Consider the following 15,006-nt stretch of genomic DNA (forward strand, 5'->3'; position numbering starts at 1 on the left):
TGGGCGCCATGACGAAATGGGAGTACGCAACGGTTCCGTTGCTCACGCACGCCACCAAGCAAATTCTGGACACCTGGGGCGAGGGCGGCTGGGAGCTCGTCTCCGTCGTTCCGGGCCCAACCCAGGACAACGTTGTCGCTTACATGAAGCGGGAGGTCGAGTAAATGTGGACTGACCGTCTGAAGGAACTGGGCATCGAGCTGCCCGCCGTCGCCGCGCCTGTGGCGGCGTACGTGCCCGCTGTCCAGGCCGGCAACCAGGTGTGGACGTCCGGCCAGCTGCCGTTTACCGACGGCAAGCTGCCCGCCACCGGCAAGGTCGGCGCGGAAGTCACCGAGGAGGCCGCCTACGGCTACGCCCGCCAGGCCGCGCTCAACGCTATCGCCGCGGTGGATGACCTCGTGGGCATCGACAACGTCGCGCGTGTGCTCAAGATCGTCGGCTTTGTCGCCTCTGACCCGGCGTTTACCGGCCAGCCTGCCGTGATCAACGGCGCCTCCGAGCTTTTGCAGGAGGTCTTCGGCGAGGCCGGCGCGCACGCCCGGTCCGCAGTGGGCGTGGCGGCGCTGCCGATGGACACGCCGGTCGAGGTCGAGCTCGTCGTCGAGCTGAAGAGCTAGAACTCCAATAAACGGCTGCTAAGCGGGTACGCTGGGGCACATGCAACATCCCGCTTACAGCCAACTGCGCCCTGTGACCGCCAACGCCGCGGTGGTCCTGGCGCCGAACCCCAGCTACGCGGCGCTCGAGGGGACCAACTCCTGGGTGATCAGGGGTGAGGGGGATCAGCGAAGCATCGTCGTTGATCCGGGCCCGGAGGACGAGGGCCACCTCAACGTCCTCCACGCCAAAGCGGGGGAGGTGGCGCTAATTTTGCTGACGCACCGCCACCACGATCACGCTGATGGCGCGGAGCGTTTCCGTCAGCTCACTGGTGCACCGGTTCGCTCGTTGGACCCGCAGTACAGCTCGGGGGCTGATCCGCTTGTCGACGGCGAAGTGGTCGCCGTCGACGGCATCACCCCACGCCTGAAGGTCGTGGCCACCCCGGGCCACACCAGCGATTCCGTGTGCTTCTACGTCTACCCGGGCGGCCCGGACTCCACCGAGCTGGAGGGCATCATCACCGGCGACACCATCGCCGGCCGCCACACCACCATGATTTCGGAGACCGACGGCGACCTGGGCAAGTACCTGGATTCCCTGGAGCTTCTGGAAGAGCAGGGCAAGGACATCCCGCTGTTGCCGGGCCACGGCCCCGAGGGTGCGGACCTGTCGGCCTATGCCCGCAAGTACATCGACCGCCGCAACCAGCGCCTGGAGCAGATCCGCGAGGCGCTGAAGACCCACGGCGAAAACGCCGACATCAACACGCTGGTCGACGCGATCTACGACGACGTCGACCCGGTGCTGCGCGGCGCCGCTGAGCAGTCCACCCGCGTGGCCCTGCGCTACTTGAAGGCCGCGCCCTAGGGGCGCCCGTCGTAAAAGCTCCGGCCTCTCCCTTAAATGGAAAAGCCGGAGCTTTGTCGCTTCGTGCTAACGGGCGCGGCGGGCCAGGTGCTCGGTGTCGACGATGAGCACGCTCTTGCCCTCCAGGCGGATCCAGCCGCGGTGGGCGAAGGTGGCCAGCGCCTTATTCACCGTCTCGCGGGACGCGCCGACGAGCTGGGCGATTTCTTCCTGCGTCAGGTCGTGGTTGACGCGCAGCGCCCCGCCTTCGTGAGTGCCGAAACGGTTGGCCAGCTGCAGCAGCGTCTTGGCCACGCGGCCGGGCACGTCGGTGAAGATGAGGTCCGCCAGCGAGGCGTTAGTGCGGCGCAGGCGGCGGGCCAGCACGCGCAGCAGCTGCTGGGAAATTTCCGGGTGGGTGTCAATCCAGGTGCGCAGCATGGTGGAGTCCATGGTGGCGCAGGTGACTTCGGTGACGCACACGGCGGAGGAGGTGCGCGGGCCCGGGTCGAAGATGGACAGCTCGCCGAACATGTCGGACGGGCCCATCACGGACAGCAGGTTCTCACGGCCGTCTGGGGCGTGGCGGGCGAGCTTAATTTTGCCGTCCACGATGATGTAGAGACGGTCGCCGGGCTCGCCTTCGTCGAAGATGGTGGTGCCCTTGGGGAAGGTCACCGTGTCCATCTCGTTGATCAGCGCGGCTACGGCTTCCGGGTCCACGCCCTGGAAAATGCCGGCGCGGGCGAGTGTGTCCTGTACACCTTCCATGAATCCTCCTCATTGCGGGACGGCCAGGGGTAGTGGTTACAGTCACTTTCGCGTAACTTTTTAGCAGCCGTCACAGTGCGTTTCGCACTTTACCACCCATTTGCAGTCTTGGTCAGGTGGTTGGCCAAGTTGGTGTTAATCCACTACGCGCGCCTCGAGCCGCTCCATCGCCAGTGGGAACGCCCCGAGCACAAGCGGGACCAGCAGCACGAGGATCACATTCATAGGTGTCATTTTACGCCACGGGTAACTAGCATGTCCGTCATGTCCTCCACCTCTCCGAAGAAGCACCGCCGTGCCGGGGCGCACCCGGCGGCGAAGGGGGCGGAGACGGATTTAGGGCGCACCAGGAGGGCCCGCCGCATCAACCGCACGCTGGCGGAAACGTTCCCAAATGCGCACGCTGAGCTGGACTTTTCCAACCCGCTGGAGCTGCTGGTGGCAACGGTGCTCTCGGCGCAGACCACGGACGTGCGCGTCAACATGGTCACCCCGGCGTTGTTTGCCAAGTACCCCACCGCCGAAGCGTATGCGGAAGCGGATCAGGCGGAGATGGAGGAGCTGATCCGCTCCACCGGTTTTTACCGCTCGAAGGCCAAAAATCTGATCGGCCTGGGACAGAAGCTTGTCACCGATTTCGGCGGGGAAGTGCCCACCAAGCTGGAGGATCTCGTGTCGCTTCCGGGGGTGGGCCGCAAGACGGCGCACGTGGTGCGCGGCAACGCGTTCGGCATCCCGGGGTTGACGGTGGACACACACTTCCAACGGCTGGTGGGCCGCCTCATGCTCACGGATGAGACGGATCCGGTGAAGATCGAGCATGCCATCGCCGAGCTCATCCAGCGCCGCGAGTGGACCATGTTCTCCCACCGCATCATCTTCCACGGCCGCCGCATCTGTCACGCCCGCAAACCGGCGTGCGGCGTGTGCCCGATCGCGTTCGACTGCCCTAGCTTCGGCGCCGGCCCGGTGGACCCCGAGGCGGCCGCGGGGCTGGTCACGGGCCCGGAGCGCGAGCATATTTTGGGGCTTGTATGAAGCGCGCGATCTGGGTGAGTGTTGCGGTCATCGCGGCGGCCACGGTGCTGCTCGTGTTCGGGGTGCGCAGTTTGCTTATGGACGATCAACCTCCGGGGGAACCTGTGGCCGTCGACAAGCAAGTGCCTCAACGGCCCGACTGCCCGGCTGGGCTGGACCTGCCGTGCCTGGGCGGGGACGTGGCCGGCGAAGCCAAGGAGATCACCGTGGTCAACGTATGGGCCTGGTGGTGCGACCCGTGCCGCGCGGAGCTGCCGGCGGTAGAGGAGTTCGCGCGGACGCACCCGGAGTACACCGTGGTGGGCGTGCACGCGGACCGAAACGCCGGCAACGGCGCGGCGCTGCTGGAGGATCTCGGCGTGAGCCTGCCCAGCTACCAGGACGACTCAGGCGCCTTCGCCGCGACGCAGGGGCTGCCGCCAGTGGTGCCGGTGACGGTGGTGCTGCGCGGCAACGAGCAGGTGGCGGTGTTTGCCAAGGAGTTCACCTCGGCCGAAGAGCTCGCCGAGGCGGTCGAGGGGGCCGTGTAAGTGGACGTGCCGCTGCGCCCGGACCGCGCGCCCAGGTGGCTCGTGCCGCTACTTGAGGCCATCGCGGATGGCGGGGCAGAGATCCCGCGCAGGCTCCTGTCGCCGCGCGTGCCGCAAAAAGACGGCGCAGATCAAGCCGCGGTGCTGATCCTGTTCGCCGGCGACCCGCGCGCCACCGAGCTGCCGGAAGACGCGCGGGTGCTGATTACCCACCGTACCCCGCGCATGCGCAGCCACTCCGGGCAGATGGCGTTTCCTGGCGGCCACATCGACGCCGCGGACGGCGGGCCGGTTGGCGCCGCGCTGCGTGAAGCGTGGGAGGAAACCGGCCTGGACCCGGACCGGGTGATCCCGCTGGCCATGCTCGACGCGGCCACCACCGGCGGCAGCAACCGCCGTGTGCGCCCCGTGGTGGCGTTCACCCCGGAGCCGGGCGAGGTCTACCCGGCCAGCGAGGAGGAGACCGACGCGGTGTTTTTCGTGCCGGTTCGCGAGCTAGTGGATCCGCGAAACCGGGCGATGCTGGGCATCAAGGAGTGGTCGGGGCCCGCGTTTTGGGCGGGCGAGTTTCTGGTGTGGGGCTTTACCGGGGTGCTGCTCGCCGTGGTGCTGAAGCTGGGCGGCTGGGTGCGGCCCTGGGACGAAAAGCCCGGCGACTTGCGGGCTGCGCTGGCGCGCTCTGCCAACCGTGAGCGGTAACATCACCGAAATGCACCTGGTTATCGACGTCCTGCTCGCGCTCGCCGTCGTCGCCGCCTTTATCAGCGGCTGGCGTCAGGGGGCGCTGTCCGCGGTGCTTTCTGCTGTTGGCGTTGTGGCGGGCCTGGTCATCGGTCTTGCGTTGGCGCCGTTCACGCTGGACCTGTCGGAATCCCAGACGGTGCGCATCGTCCTGCTCATCGCCCTGGTCGTGCTGTTTGTGGGGCTGGGAAACCTGGTCGGCGTCACCGTCGGCGGGAACCTGCGCGGGCGCGTGCGTTCGAAGGGTCGCCGCACGCTGGATTCCGCGCTCGGCGCGACGTTCCAGTCGGTGGCGGTGGCGGCGGTGCTGTGGTTCATCTCCATCCCGTTGGCTGCCTCGGTGCCGGGCGAGATCGGCGACGGCATCCGCTCCTCCCGCGTCTTCGGCACCATCGACGCCGCCGCCCCCGAGGCGGCCTCGAAGCTGCCGGCGAGGTTCGCCGCGCTTCTCGACGAATCCGGGCTACCGCCTTTGGTCTCGCCCTTCCAATCGCCGGGCGGGGCGCAGGTGGCGGCGCCGGATGAGTCCGTGGTGGCCCCGGGGGTCGTGGAGAAGCTGCGCCCAAGCGTGGTGCACGTGATGGGTGATGCGGAAACCTGCCGGCGGCGCCTCATGGGCACCGGTTTTGTCATCGAGGACGGCTACGTGCTCACCAACGCGCACGTGGTGGCCGGCACCGAGCGGGTGGCACTGGACACCGTGGTGGGAGTCAAGCCCGCGCAGGTGGTGCTGTTCGACCCCGACACCGACATTGCGGTGCTGCGCGCCGAGGCGCTGGGTCTTCCGGAGCTGCAGTGGGCGGACGACGAGCTAGCAGTGGGCGATGACGCCGTGGTGATGGGCCACCCCCGCTCCGGCCCGTTTGAGGCGGCGCCGGTGCGCATCCGCGGCAAGCTGGACATCGCAGGCCCGGACATCTACACCACCGGGCGCGTGGAGCGCGAGGCGTACACCATCCGCGGCAACATCCGCCAGGGCAACTCCGGCGGGCCGCTGCTCACTCCGGACGGTGAGGTCGCGGGCATGATCTTCGGGGCGTCGCTGGACACCTCAGAAACGGGATACGCGCTGACTGCACACCAAGTGCAGCAGCGCGTAGGGGATGTGCGGAGCTTAACGCGCCCCGCGGATACGCAAGCGTGCGTTAGCGGTTAACGGCGGTGGAGCCAGTGCGCGGCAAAGAGGAGCCGGTGCCGGTGGAGGTGTAAAGACCAGCCTCGTCCTTTGCCAGGTTCTTCTGTGCCTGGCCCGGCTTGAGGTTCTTCAGCTCGTTGACAGACTCGATGGTCTTCTCCGGCGCCTTGATCTTCTTGACCTTCTTGAAGCCGATGAAAGCGAGCAGGCCCGCCAGCGCCAGCATGGCCAGGAAAACGATCAGGAACGCCCAGCCGCGGTGCATCCAGGACGCGAGCATCTCCGCGATGGCGAAGAAGAGGAAGAAGGTGGAGTACAGCGCGATCACGCCGGCCGCGGCGAACAGGCCGCCGCCCATCGCGCCCTTCTTCACCTCGCCGACAACCTCGGCCTTGGCCAGCTCGATCTCGCCGCGGACCAGGGTGGAGACCTGCTGGGACGCGTTGGAGATCAGGGCGCCGATGGAGTCGTTGCCCGGCTGGGTGGCGTAGGTGTCGCGCAGCGGGATGGAGTCCACCTTGGCGTTCACGGCGGTGGAGCCGCTGGTGTAAAGGCCTTCGTTGCTCACTTGTAGTTCACCTTCCTGGGTGGCATTTATACGGCACCCGGGAAGGTGCCTGGAAATTCTTCACACGATGTTAGCGATGTATGGAGGTATTTGCCCGAATCGGGGTAGAAAAGTAAAGCATGAGGACGCTGAAACGAATTGGCAAGGCGGTGGCGTGGTGCGTTGCCGTGGTTGTGGCGCTGGGGCTGGTGGTCGCTGGCCTGCGCGCGTACAACGCGAACAAGTACCCGATCGCGCAGATGGAAGCCTCGGGCGGAGCAAGCGGGGAGGAGTACCCGGAAAGCGATCGGGTGCGCAAGATCTCCGGCGAGTACCTCAACGGCTTCCACTTCCTGCCCGCCGAGGGCGCGGAGGCGCGCCGCGGCGTGGTGGTGGTCTACGGCGGGTCCGAGGGCTCGCCGGACTACGCCCGGGCCGAAACGCTGGCCCAGGACGGCTACGAGGTGCTCAGCCTGTACTTCTTCGGCCAGGACAACCAGCGCCCGACGCTGGCCGAGGTGCCCCTGGAGCAGTTCGACGAGGTCACTGATTACATCCGCGAGCATGTCGCGGATCCATCGCCGGTGACGGTCATGGGTACCTCCAAGGGTGCGGAATTTGCAGCGCTGCTGGCCGCCAACGGGTTCGCGGTGGATAACCTTGTCGGGTTCGTGCCCGCGCACTTCTCCTACAGCGGACTGGATTTCTCCTCGGGCCAGGACCTGCCGTCGTTCACCCTGCGCGGCGAGGCAGTGCCGTTCGCCTCCTCCTGGCAGTCCGGCGTGCTCACCGGGCTGAAGATGTTCGGGCGGATGATTGCGGCATACCCCGCGTCCTACCGGCCAACTTACGAGGGGGCGGCAGGATCGGCGGGTGACGATGCCCGGATTGATCTCGGCGGCTTCGACGGCAACGCCGTATTCTTCGGCGCGGGTGACGACCAGATGTGGCAGTCCGACGTCGCTGCGCGTGCGCTAGCGGAGCAGTCCCCGCGCGCCGAGGCGCACGTTTTTGAGGACGCGGGCCACATCTTCTTCGAGGACTCGGACGCGCAGCAGAACGGCTGGCAGATCATGTTCGGCGGCACGCAGGAGGCCAACCGTCGCGCCCACGACGAGTCTTGGCAGGTGCTGCGCGAGCGCCTGGCCAAGTGGCACGGACAGTAGGGGTGGCTTAGGCCGAGCGCTCGCCGTCGCTGCCGCCCATTGCGCGGGCGATGAGGACGCCGGCAACCGCCAGGGCCGTCACGCCCGCGATCACGCCGGCGCCGATACCCACCTCGCGCGCGTTCGGCATCTGGAACAACGGCTCCGGGTTTTTGAAGGTGCGGGCCTGCCAGCCGTTGGCCAGTGCGTGCTTCTTCAGCGCCCGGTCCGGGTTCACGGCCACCGGGTTGCCCACCAGCTCCAGCATGGGGATGTCGGTGGCGGAGTCGGAGTACGCGTAGCTGTTGTCCAGGTCGAAGTCGTGCTCGGCGGCGAACTGGCGCACCGCCTCGGCCTTCGCGTCGCCTTTGAGGTAGCGGGTGATCTCGCCGGTGAGCTTGCCGTTTTCAACAGCCATTTCGGTGGCCACCACGGTGTCCACACCGAGTTCTTCGGCGATCGGCTCCACCAGGATTTTTGCGGAGGCGGAGATGATGATGACGTGGTGGCCGGCGGCGACGTGGTCGTCGATAAGTTGGCGCGCCTCGGCGTAAATGGCGGGGGCGACGACCTCGCGCAGGGTGTCGCGGGTGATGCGCTGGATGTCTTTGACGTCCCAGCCGGCGACCATCTGCGACAGCGCGTCGCGGGTGGAGTCCATCCTCTCGCTGGACTGTCCCACCAGCATGTACTGCGCTTTGGTGATGTAGAGCTCCCAGGCTTCCTGGCGGGTGATCATCCCGTTGTTCAGGAATTCTTTGCCGAAGGCGAACGCGGACGACGTCGCAATGATCGTCTTGTCCAGGTCGAAGAAGGCCGCCACCGGCGTGTTAGCAGACATACTCCTGCAGTGTAGACCCCAATCCCTACGGCTGCGTAGCTATGCGCTGAGAAACCAGTGTGACGTGTGGTGCGACTTATCCACAGGGAAATTGTTGAAGCGTCCGCAAATGGGGCGGGTTATCCACAGAAAAAATTTTGCCCATTGTTTCCGGGTTGTCGCGGTTGCACGCTACCGCCATGACACATACGAACACAGGCCCCATCGTCGTCGCGGTCGCGGACCCGGCGCTGCACTCCGAAGCCATCCATATCGCCGCCGCCACAGGCCGCAAGGTCATCGACGCCGCCGACGACACCCAGCTCGCCCGCCACGCACCCAAGGCGCATGCCTTGCTTATCGACGACCTCCGGGCCCCCTCCCTACACCCCCAACCACGGGGACCGAACGTGTTCACCGTGGTGGCGGACACCGCCCCGGCCGCGACGCGCGAGGACGTCTTTGCCCTGCCTGCGCAGGCCGCGGACGTGCTGCGCAGCATCGGCGCGCTGGCGCTGGCACCGGCGGCGCACACGGCGCGCGGCAAGGTGGTCGCCGTCCTCGGCGCGTGCGGCGGGGCTGGCGCCTCGGTGTTTTCCGCGGTGCTGTGCCGCGTGGCCGGCGACGCCACGTTGATCGACGCCCACCAGTTCTCCGGCGGGCTGGACCTGCTGCTGGGCCTGGAGGCCACGCCCGGCGCGCGCTGGGGCGACATCGATTTCACCGCCGGCGGGGCGGTCTCGCGCGCGGAGATGCGCGGCGCGCTGCCCGCCACCGAGGACGACACCGCCCTTTTGACGTTTCCGCGCACAACCGTGGCGGATCCCTTCCGGCTCTCGCCAGAGGAACTCAACGCGGTGGTCCATGCCGCCGGCACCGAGGGCCTGACAGCGGTGGATACACCGCTTGCGCTGCTGCCGGACCGGTGCGACCTCGCCGTGGTGGTGCTGCGCCCGGAGCTGCGCGCCGCCGCTGCCGCCGCCCGGATCGTCGCCGAGTGCAACGCCGCCGGGGTGGCCAACGCGCTGCTGCTGCGCCAGAGTTCGTGGGCGTCGCTGGAGCCGGCGCAGGTGGAGGACACGGCGAAAGCGTCCGTGATCGCGCAGGTACAGCAGGTCCGCGGGCTGACCAAGCAGCTGGACCAGTCCGGCCTGTCGGCGAAGCTGCCACGCACGCTCGCTCGCGCCGCCGAGGCTGTGCTGGGGGAGGTGGCCTAGATGGACGACGTGCTCGCCCGCGTGAAGCACCGCCTGGCCGACGAGCCGGCCCAGCCCGACCCGGCGCGCATCGCCGCGATCATCCGCGAGGAAGCAGTGGTGATCAGCGACATCGGGGTGCTAGACATCATGCGCAAGCTTCGCGACGACACCACGGGCGCCGGGCCATTAGAAGCCATCCTGGCGGACCCGGCCGTGACCGACATCTGCGTCAACGCCCCGGACGAGGTGTACGTGGACACCGGGCAGGGGCTGGAGCGGACGAGCCTGACGTTCGACTCGGAAGCCTCCGTGCGCCGCCTGGCCACCCGCCTGGCCGTCAGTTGCGGGCGCAGGTTGGACGACGCGCAACCGTTCTGCGACGGGCACGTCACCCGCGACGACGGCACCTTGCTGCGCTTCCACGCCGTGCTCGCACCGACCGCCCAGGCGGGCACCTGCATCTCCCTGCGCGTGCTGCGCACCGCCTCGGCCACGCTGGACGACTTGGTGGCGCGCGGCGCTCTCGACGATGAGAGGGCGGCGCTGGTGCGTGGGATCGTCGCCAAGCGAAAGGCGCTCGTGGTCGTCGGCGGCACCGGCTCCGGCAAGACCACGCTGCTGTCCGCCCTGCTCGCGGAGACGGATCCGGCCGAGCGCATCGTGGCGATTGAAGACACGCTCGAGCTCACGCCGGACCATCCGCACGTGGTGAACCTGACCAGCCGCGGCGCCAACGCCGACGGCGCTGGCGCGATCACGATCGCGGACCTGGTGCGCCAATCGCTGCGCATGAGCCCGGACCGCATCGTCGTCGGCGAGATCCGCGGCGGGGAAGTGGTGGACCTGCTCGCCGCGCTCAACACCGGCCACGACGGCGGCGCCGGCACCCTGCACGCCAACTCCATCGAGGAGGTGCCCGCCCGCTTCGAGGCGCTCGCTGCACTTGGCGGGATGGACCGCGCCGGGCTGCACGCCCAGCTCGCCGCCGCCATCGACGTGGTATTGGTGGTCAAACGGCGCACCGACGGCACCCGCTACCTCCAGCAGATCGGTGTGCTCGAGGGCGAGCCGGTGCGCGCGAAGGTGGTCTGGGACGCCGAGCGCGGCGAACTGGACGGCTACGAGGAGCTGGCCCGATGATCGCCGTGGTACTTCTCGCCTGCGCTGTCGCCGCCGCCGCGCCATCGCCCGTGTACCGGATGGTTGAGCGCACCCTGCGGCCCGCGCCTCGGCTCATCCCGGCCACTGTGGTGCTCGCAGCTGTTGGCGCAGTGCTGTTGGGGCGGGTCAGCCTGGTGGTCGCCGCAGCCATGGCCGGCGCGACACTGGTGCACGTGCTGCGCGCCCGCCGCGACGACAGCACCACCCGGCGGCGCAGCGAGGCGGCCGCGACGTACCTCGGGGCGGTGTCCACTAACCTGCAGGCCGGTGCAGCCATGCCGGACGCGCTCGCGCGTGCCGCCGAGCAGGTGCCGTCGCCGTTGCAGCAAGAAGCTGCCCGTTTAACGCAGCTTGCCCGCTCCGGCGCGACGCTGGAGACCCACGTGCCGGAGCTTGAGCGCCTCGGCACGCTGTGGGCCCTGTCGGTCTCGCGCGGAGTGCCGCTGGCGAAGCTGGTCGCCGCACTTCGCGACGACATCGACCACGCCAACCGCCACCGCGACGCCACCCGCGCAGCCCTCGCCGGTCCGCAGACAACCGCCGTGGTGCTGGCGCTGCTGCCGATTGCCGGGGTGTTCATGGGCACCGCGATGGGTGCGAAACCGCTGGCATTTCTCACCGGCGGCGGGCTCGGCGGGGTGCTGCTGGTTGTCGGCACCGCGCTAGTGTGCGCCGGGGTTGCGGTCTCGCGCCGCATCATCGAGGGGGCCAGCGCATGATCGGCCTTGTTCCTGCACTGCTTGTCGCAGCAGCACTGTGCGTGGCACCAGCCGGGCCCGGCAGCCGCGTCACCGCAACCACGCCGAAGGCGCCCCGCGACGGCCCCACAGGAGCCGACCCGGAGCGCTGCGCCAGCGACATCGAACTGTTCGCGGCATGCGTCTCAGCGGGCCTGCCCGCCGCCACCGCGGCGGCTGCGGTTGCCGACACCCACGGCGAACGCAGCCCGTGGCACACCGTGGCCTCGCTGACGGCGCTGGGGGTAGAGCCCCAGCGCGCCTGGGCCGAGATCCGCCACCTGCCAGGCGGCGAGGACCTCGCCGGGCTTGTTGCCCTATCCGCCACCTCCGGAACCTCGCTGGCCGCAGGCTGCGGTCGCATCGCCGCCCAGCTGCGCGCGGGCGCGGGGGACCGGGCCAAAGCCAAAGCGGAACGCGCGGGCGTGCTCATCGCCATCCCGCTGACCGCGTTTTTCCTGCCGGCGTTTTTCGTCCTCGGGCTCGCGCCCGCGGTGATCAGCCTCGGTACCTCACTGATCAACTAGAAGGAGTTTTCCCATGCACCATCTCAATTCTGCACTCACCACTGCATACCTGTACGCTGCGTCTCGCGCCCAAAAAATGCGCTCTGACCAGGGGATGTCGACCATCGAGTACGCCTTTGGCAGCCTCGCGGCCGCGGCCCTGGCCGGCGTGCTGTACCTCGTGGTCAACGGCGACGCTGTCACAGGCGCCATCGAAAGCGTCATCACCGACGCGCTGAGCAACACGCCGGGCTAATGAGCACCATCGAAACCGCGCTGTCGCTGTCGGCTCTCGTGGTGGTCACCGCCGCGATCGTGGGCGCGATCGCCACCGTTGCCGCCTACATCACGGCCGTGGACATCGCCGGTGCCGCTGCCCGCGCCCACGCCCTGGGGGTGGACTACGCAGTACCCCGCGGCGAGGTCGCCGTCACCGAAAACGCGGGCCTGGCCACCGCGGCGGCCTCGGTTCCGGCACCGATCGGCACCATGCGCGCCACGGCCGTGTTCCCCGTGGAGTTCTAGATGCGTCTGCTTTCTAGCGACGGCTCCGCCACCGTCACCGCCACCGGCATCATCACCTCCGTGGTCTCGCTCGCGCTGGCGGTGGTGGCGTTCGGGGTGCACGTGTCTGACACGCACCGGGCCCGTGTCGCCGCGGACCTCGCCGCCGTGGCCGGGGCAACCGCGATGTATCGCGGCGCCGACGCCTGCGCCAGCGCCGATCGCACCGCGGAGCTCAACGGCGCGCGCGTGGTGTCCTGCGAGGTCACCGCAGGCGACGTCGTGGTGGCAGCCACCCGCCGCCGGGCGGAGGCCGCCGCCCGCGCCGGGCCGTAACGTGCGCACCGCCTAGCGCGGTGCCCCGCCCGCCGTCATGGTCACAAGCGCGCCGAGCAGCTTTAACGCGGCGCGCTTGTCCAGCGGCTGGTTGCCGTTGCCGCACTTCGGCGACTGCACGCACGACGGGCAGCCGTCCTCGCAGCCGCAGGAGCGCACGGTCTCCCAGGTCGCCTCGATCCACTCGTGGAAGCGGGCGAAGCCCTCGTCGGCGAAGCCCGCGCCGCCGGGGTGGCCGTCGTAGACAAAGACGGTGGGCAGCATCGTGTCTGGGTGCAGCGCGGTGGACACGCCGCCGATGTCCCAGCGGTCGCACGTGGCTAAAAGCGGCAAAAGCCCGATCGCGGCGTGCTCGGCGGCGTGCAGGGCGCCGGGGATCTCGCCGGCGGTGATGCCCAGCTCGTCCAGCACCAGCGGGTCGATCGTGTACGCCACCGCCCGGGTGACCAGGCGCTGCTCGGGCAGGTCGAGGGGGATGTGCTCGCTGACGGTGCCGTCTGAAAGCCGCACCACATACCCGGTGACGCGGTCGATGACCTCCACGTCCACGCTGGCCACCCACAGCCCCGGCGACGGGTTGACCAGCTCGTGGGGCTTGCCCAGGATCGTGATATCCGTGGTCGAGCGCGCCTGCGTGGAATAGTCCGGCCGCTCCGGCGCCACCAGCGCGACGTAGTCGTCCAGGTCCAGCGTTTGGACCACGAAGTACTCGCCCTGGTGGATGTAGACCGCCCCGTCGTGCACCTGGCTCATCGCGCGCGCCGCATCCACGGTGCCGAGCAGGCGACCGTCGGTGACGTCCACGATCATCACCTGCTCACCAACCCCGCCACGCAACGACACCGAGGCGTGCGCCGACTCCGGCATGACCTCCCCGTCCAGCTGCGGCACCGCGAACCAGCCAGCCGGCCGGCGGCGCAAAAGGCCCGCGGCGGTCAGGTCATCCACCACGTCGCGCGCGCCGAACACCTCCACGTCGGCCTCACTCAACGGCCGCTCCACCGCCGCGCAGTACACGTGCCCGCGCAGAATGAACGGGTTGGTGGGGTCGAACACGGAGTTTTCCACCGGCGTGCCCAACAGCGCGTCGGGGTGGTGGACCAGGTAGGTGTCCATCGGCTCGTCGCGGGCCACCAGCACCGCCACCGAGCTTTGCCCGCGCCGGCCCGCGCGCCCGGCCTGTTGCCGAAACGACGCCACCGTGCCCGGAAACCCCGCCATCACCACCGCGTCCAGCCCGCCGACGTCGATGCCCAGCTCCAGCGCGTTCGTGGACGCCACCCCCAGCAGCTCACCGGAGTCCAAGCGGCGCTCCAGCTCGCGGCGGTCCTCCGCCAGATACCCCGCCCGGTAGGGTGCGACGCGCTCGGCCACATCCGCCCGGCCCGCCGCCGACAGGTGCTCCTGGGTGCGCATCGCCACCGTTTCCGCGGCGCGCCGGGACCGCACGAACGTCAGCGTCCGCGCGCCTTGCAGCAGCAGCTCCGCGGACACCGAAGCGGCCTCCGTGGTGGCGGGGTAGCGTACCGGCGCGCCACCTTCGCCTTCCGCCCCTTCGATGAAGCCGGGCTCCCACAACACGATGGTGCGCTCGCCAGCCGGGGCGGCGTCGTCGGTTACGGCCACCGCTTCGCGGCCGCTCAACCGGCGAGCCTGGCCCGCCGGGTCCGCCGCGGTGGCTGACGCGTAGATCAGCGTCGGCGACGCACCGTAGGCGGCCGCGATGCGCAGCAGTCGCCGTAGCACCAGCGCCACATTCGCGCCGAAAACACCCCGGTAGGTGTGGCACTCGTCCACCACCACGTACTTCAAATGCCGCAGCACCCGCGCCCACCGCGCGTGCGAGCCCAGCACAGACGCGTGCAGCATGTCCGGGTTGGTGAACACGTAGCGCGTGTGCTCCCTAATGCCCGCGCGCGACTCTGCGGGCGTGTCGCCGTCGTAAGGCGCCGGGTGGATGCCCTCCAGCCCCGCGGCCTGCACCATCCGCAGCGTGGCCTGCAGCTGGTCCGAACCCAGCGCCTTCGTCGGCGTCAGATACACCGCGCACGCCGTCGGATCCTGCGCCAGCGCGGTCAGCACCGGCAGCTGGTAGCCCAAAGACTTGCCGGAAGACGTCCCCGTCTCCACCACCACATCGTCTCCGCGCCAGGCGTGTTCTGCGCACTGGGCTTGGTGGAGGTAGGGGGAGGCGAAGCCTTCGTCGATAAGCAATTGCTGCAAACGCGGCTCCACCCACCCCGGCCATTCGCTGTACCGGGCGTGCCGTGCGGGAACGTGCTCGACATGCGTGATCGTCGCCGCGGGGTGGCGGCGCTTCAGCGCGCCGAGCAGCTCGGCACCGAACGGGGAAACCATAATCACAGGGAAGTATGCCAGTTCCC

Annotated in this window: 19 protein-coding genes; 15 read left to right on the forward strand and 4 right to left on the reverse strand. The window is 68.9% G+C overall.

The window, feature by feature from the left end; translation table 11 throughout:
• Window positions 1-8 precede the first annotated feature (8 nt).
• From CIHUM_RS00745 to CIHUM_RS00755, 3 genes are read left to right on the forward strand one after another with little or no spacing between them, the layout of a single operon-like run.
• Window positions 9-164, forward strand: a complete 156-nt coding sequence (locus CIHUM_RS00745) for a Sp36 family protein (RefSeq protein ID WP_187370364.1) — start codon at window positions 9-11, stop codon at window positions 162-164.
• Window positions 165-620 carry a RidA family protein gene (locus CIHUM_RS00750; RefSeq protein WP_034996939.1) on the forward strand — a complete coding sequence of 152 codons (456 nt, stop codon included), beginning with the start codon at window positions 165-167 and terminating at the stop codon, window positions 618-620.
• 40 nt (window positions 621-660) lie between these two features.
• Window positions 661-1,473, forward strand: a complete 813-nt coding sequence (locus CIHUM_RS00755; RefSeq protein ID WP_034996941.1) for an MBL fold metallo-hydrolase — start codon at window positions 661-663, stop codon at window positions 1,471-1,473.
• Between the two features lie 66 nt (window positions 1,474-1,539).
• On the opposite strand, the gene glxR is transcribed toward CIHUM_RS00755, so the two are convergent.
• Complete coding sequence (gene glxR, locus CIHUM_RS00760) at window positions 1,540-2,223, reverse strand: CRP-like cAMP-activated global transcriptional regulator GlxR (protein ID WP_034996942.1); 684 nt, start codon at window positions 2,221-2,223, stop codon at window positions 1,540-1,542.
• A gap of 264 nt (window positions 2,224-2,487) precedes the next feature.
• Here glxR and nth point away from each other — a divergent pair, with 264 nt between their 5' ends.
• Genes nth through CIHUM_RS00780 form a run of 4 tightly spaced genes read left to right on the forward strand, consistent with a single transcriptional unit; the run spans window position 2,488 to window position 5,688 of the window.
• Window positions 2,488-3,261, forward strand: coding sequence for an endonuclease III (nth, locus tag CIHUM_RS00765; protein ID WP_074431973.1), 774 nt, complete (start codon window positions 2,488-2,490; stop codon window positions 3,259-3,261).
• Window positions 3,258-3,791 carry a TlpA family protein disulfide reductase gene (locus tag CIHUM_RS00770; protein WP_034996946.1) on the forward strand — a complete coding sequence of 178 codons (534 nt, stop codon included), beginning with the start codon at window positions 3,258-3,260 and terminating at the stop codon, window positions 3,789-3,791. Before nth ends, CIHUM_RS00770 begins: the two co-directional genes overlap by 4 nt.
• Window positions 3,792-4,490, forward strand: a complete 699-nt coding sequence (locus CIHUM_RS00775; protein ID WP_034996947.1) for an NUDIX hydrolase — start codon at window positions 3,792-3,794, stop codon at window positions 4,488-4,490.
• Between the two features lie 10 nt (window positions 4,491-4,500).
• Complete coding sequence (locus tag CIHUM_RS00780; protein WP_034997774.1) at window positions 4,501-5,688, forward strand: MarP family serine protease; 1,188 nt, start codon at window positions 4,501-4,503, stop codon at window positions 5,686-5,688.
• On the opposite strand, the gene CIHUM_RS00785 is transcribed toward CIHUM_RS00780, so the two are convergent.
• On the reverse strand, window positions 5,678-6,235 hold the full coding sequence (locus CIHUM_RS00785; protein ID WP_034996949.1) for a phage holin family protein: 558 nt from the start codon (window positions 6,233-6,235) through the stop codon (window positions 5,678-5,680). The two genes, CIHUM_RS00780 and CIHUM_RS00785, sit on opposite strands and share 11 nt — an antisense overlap.
• Window positions 6,236-6,354: 119 nt before the next feature.
• Here CIHUM_RS00785 and CIHUM_RS00790 point away from each other — a divergent pair, with 119 nt between their 5' ends.
• Complete coding sequence (locus CIHUM_RS00790) at window positions 6,355-7,380, forward strand: alpha/beta hydrolase (protein WP_034996951.1); 1,026 nt, start codon at window positions 6,355-6,357, stop codon at window positions 7,378-7,380.
• A 7-nt stretch (window positions 7,381-7,387) separates the two neighbouring features.
• On the opposite strand, the gene CIHUM_RS00795 is transcribed toward CIHUM_RS00790, so the two are convergent.
• Window positions 7,388-8,200, reverse strand: a complete 813-nt coding sequence (locus CIHUM_RS00795; protein ID WP_034996953.1) for an HAD family hydrolase — start codon at window positions 8,198-8,200, stop codon at window positions 7,388-7,390.
• Window positions 8,201-8,379: 179 nt separating this feature from the next.
• On the opposite strand from CIHUM_RS00795, the gene ssd reads away from it, so the two are divergent.
• The 7 genes from ssd to CIHUM_RS00830 all read left to right on the forward strand — a co-directional run bounded on the left by ssd (window position 8,380) and on the right by CIHUM_RS00830 (window position 12,622).
• Window positions 8,380-9,396 (forward strand): septum site-determining protein Ssd, encoded by a 1,017-nt coding sequence (ssd, locus tag CIHUM_RS00800; protein ID WP_034996954.1) that lies wholly within the window; start codon window positions 8,380-8,382, stop codon window positions 9,394-9,396.
• On the forward strand, window positions 9,397-10,518 hold the full coding sequence (locus CIHUM_RS00805; RefSeq protein ID WP_034996956.1) for a TadA family conjugal transfer-associated ATPase: 1,122 nt from the start codon (window positions 9,397-9,399) through the stop codon (window positions 10,516-10,518). It begins immediately after the preceding gene.
• Window positions 10,515-11,258: a type II secretion system F family protein gene (locus CIHUM_RS00810; RefSeq protein ID WP_034996958.1), complete on the forward strand. Its 744-nt coding sequence runs from the start codon at window positions 10,515-10,517 to the stop codon at window positions 11,256-11,258. The genes CIHUM_RS00805 and CIHUM_RS00810 overlap by 4 nt, the downstream gene beginning before the upstream one ends.
• Window positions 11,255-11,803 (forward strand): type II secretion system F family protein, encoded by a 549-nt coding sequence (locus tag CIHUM_RS00815; RefSeq protein ID WP_034996959.1) that lies wholly within the window; start codon window positions 11,255-11,257, stop codon window positions 11,801-11,803. Before CIHUM_RS00810 ends, CIHUM_RS00815 begins: the two co-directional genes overlap by 4 nt.
• Before the next feature lie 76 nt (window positions 11,804-11,879).
• Window positions 11,880-12,038 carry a DUF4244 domain-containing protein gene (locus CIHUM_RS00820; protein WP_286205689.1) on the forward strand — a complete coding sequence of 53 codons (159 nt, stop codon included), beginning with the start codon at window positions 11,880-11,882 and terminating at the stop codon, window positions 12,036-12,038.
• Entirely contained in the window at window positions 12,038-12,307 is a 270-nt protein-coding gene (locus CIHUM_RS00825) for a hypothetical protein (RefSeq protein WP_034996962.1), read from the forward strand. Before CIHUM_RS00820 ends, CIHUM_RS00825 begins: the two co-directional genes overlap by 1 nt.
• The gene (locus tag CIHUM_RS00830; protein ID WP_273680226.1) at window positions 12,308-12,622 is read left to right on the forward strand and encodes an Rv3654c family TadE-like protein; all 315 of its coding nucleotides are present in this window, start codon (window positions 12,308-12,310) and stop codon (window positions 12,620-12,622) included.
• Between the two features lie 12 nt (window positions 12,623-12,634).
• On the opposite strand, the gene CIHUM_RS00835 is transcribed toward CIHUM_RS00830, so the two are convergent.
• Window positions 12,635-14,980 (reverse strand): DEAD/DEAH box helicase, encoded by a 2,346-nt coding sequence (locus tag CIHUM_RS00835; protein ID WP_034996966.1) that lies wholly within the window; start codon window positions 14,978-14,980, stop codon window positions 12,635-12,637.
• Between the last annotated feature and the right edge of the window lie 26 nt (window positions 14,981-15,006).

This window comes from Corynebacterium ihumii (genome assembly GCF_028609825.1).
Lineage (GTDB): Bacteria > Actinomycetota > Actinomycetes > Mycobacteriales > Mycobacteriaceae > Corynebacterium > Corynebacterium afermentans.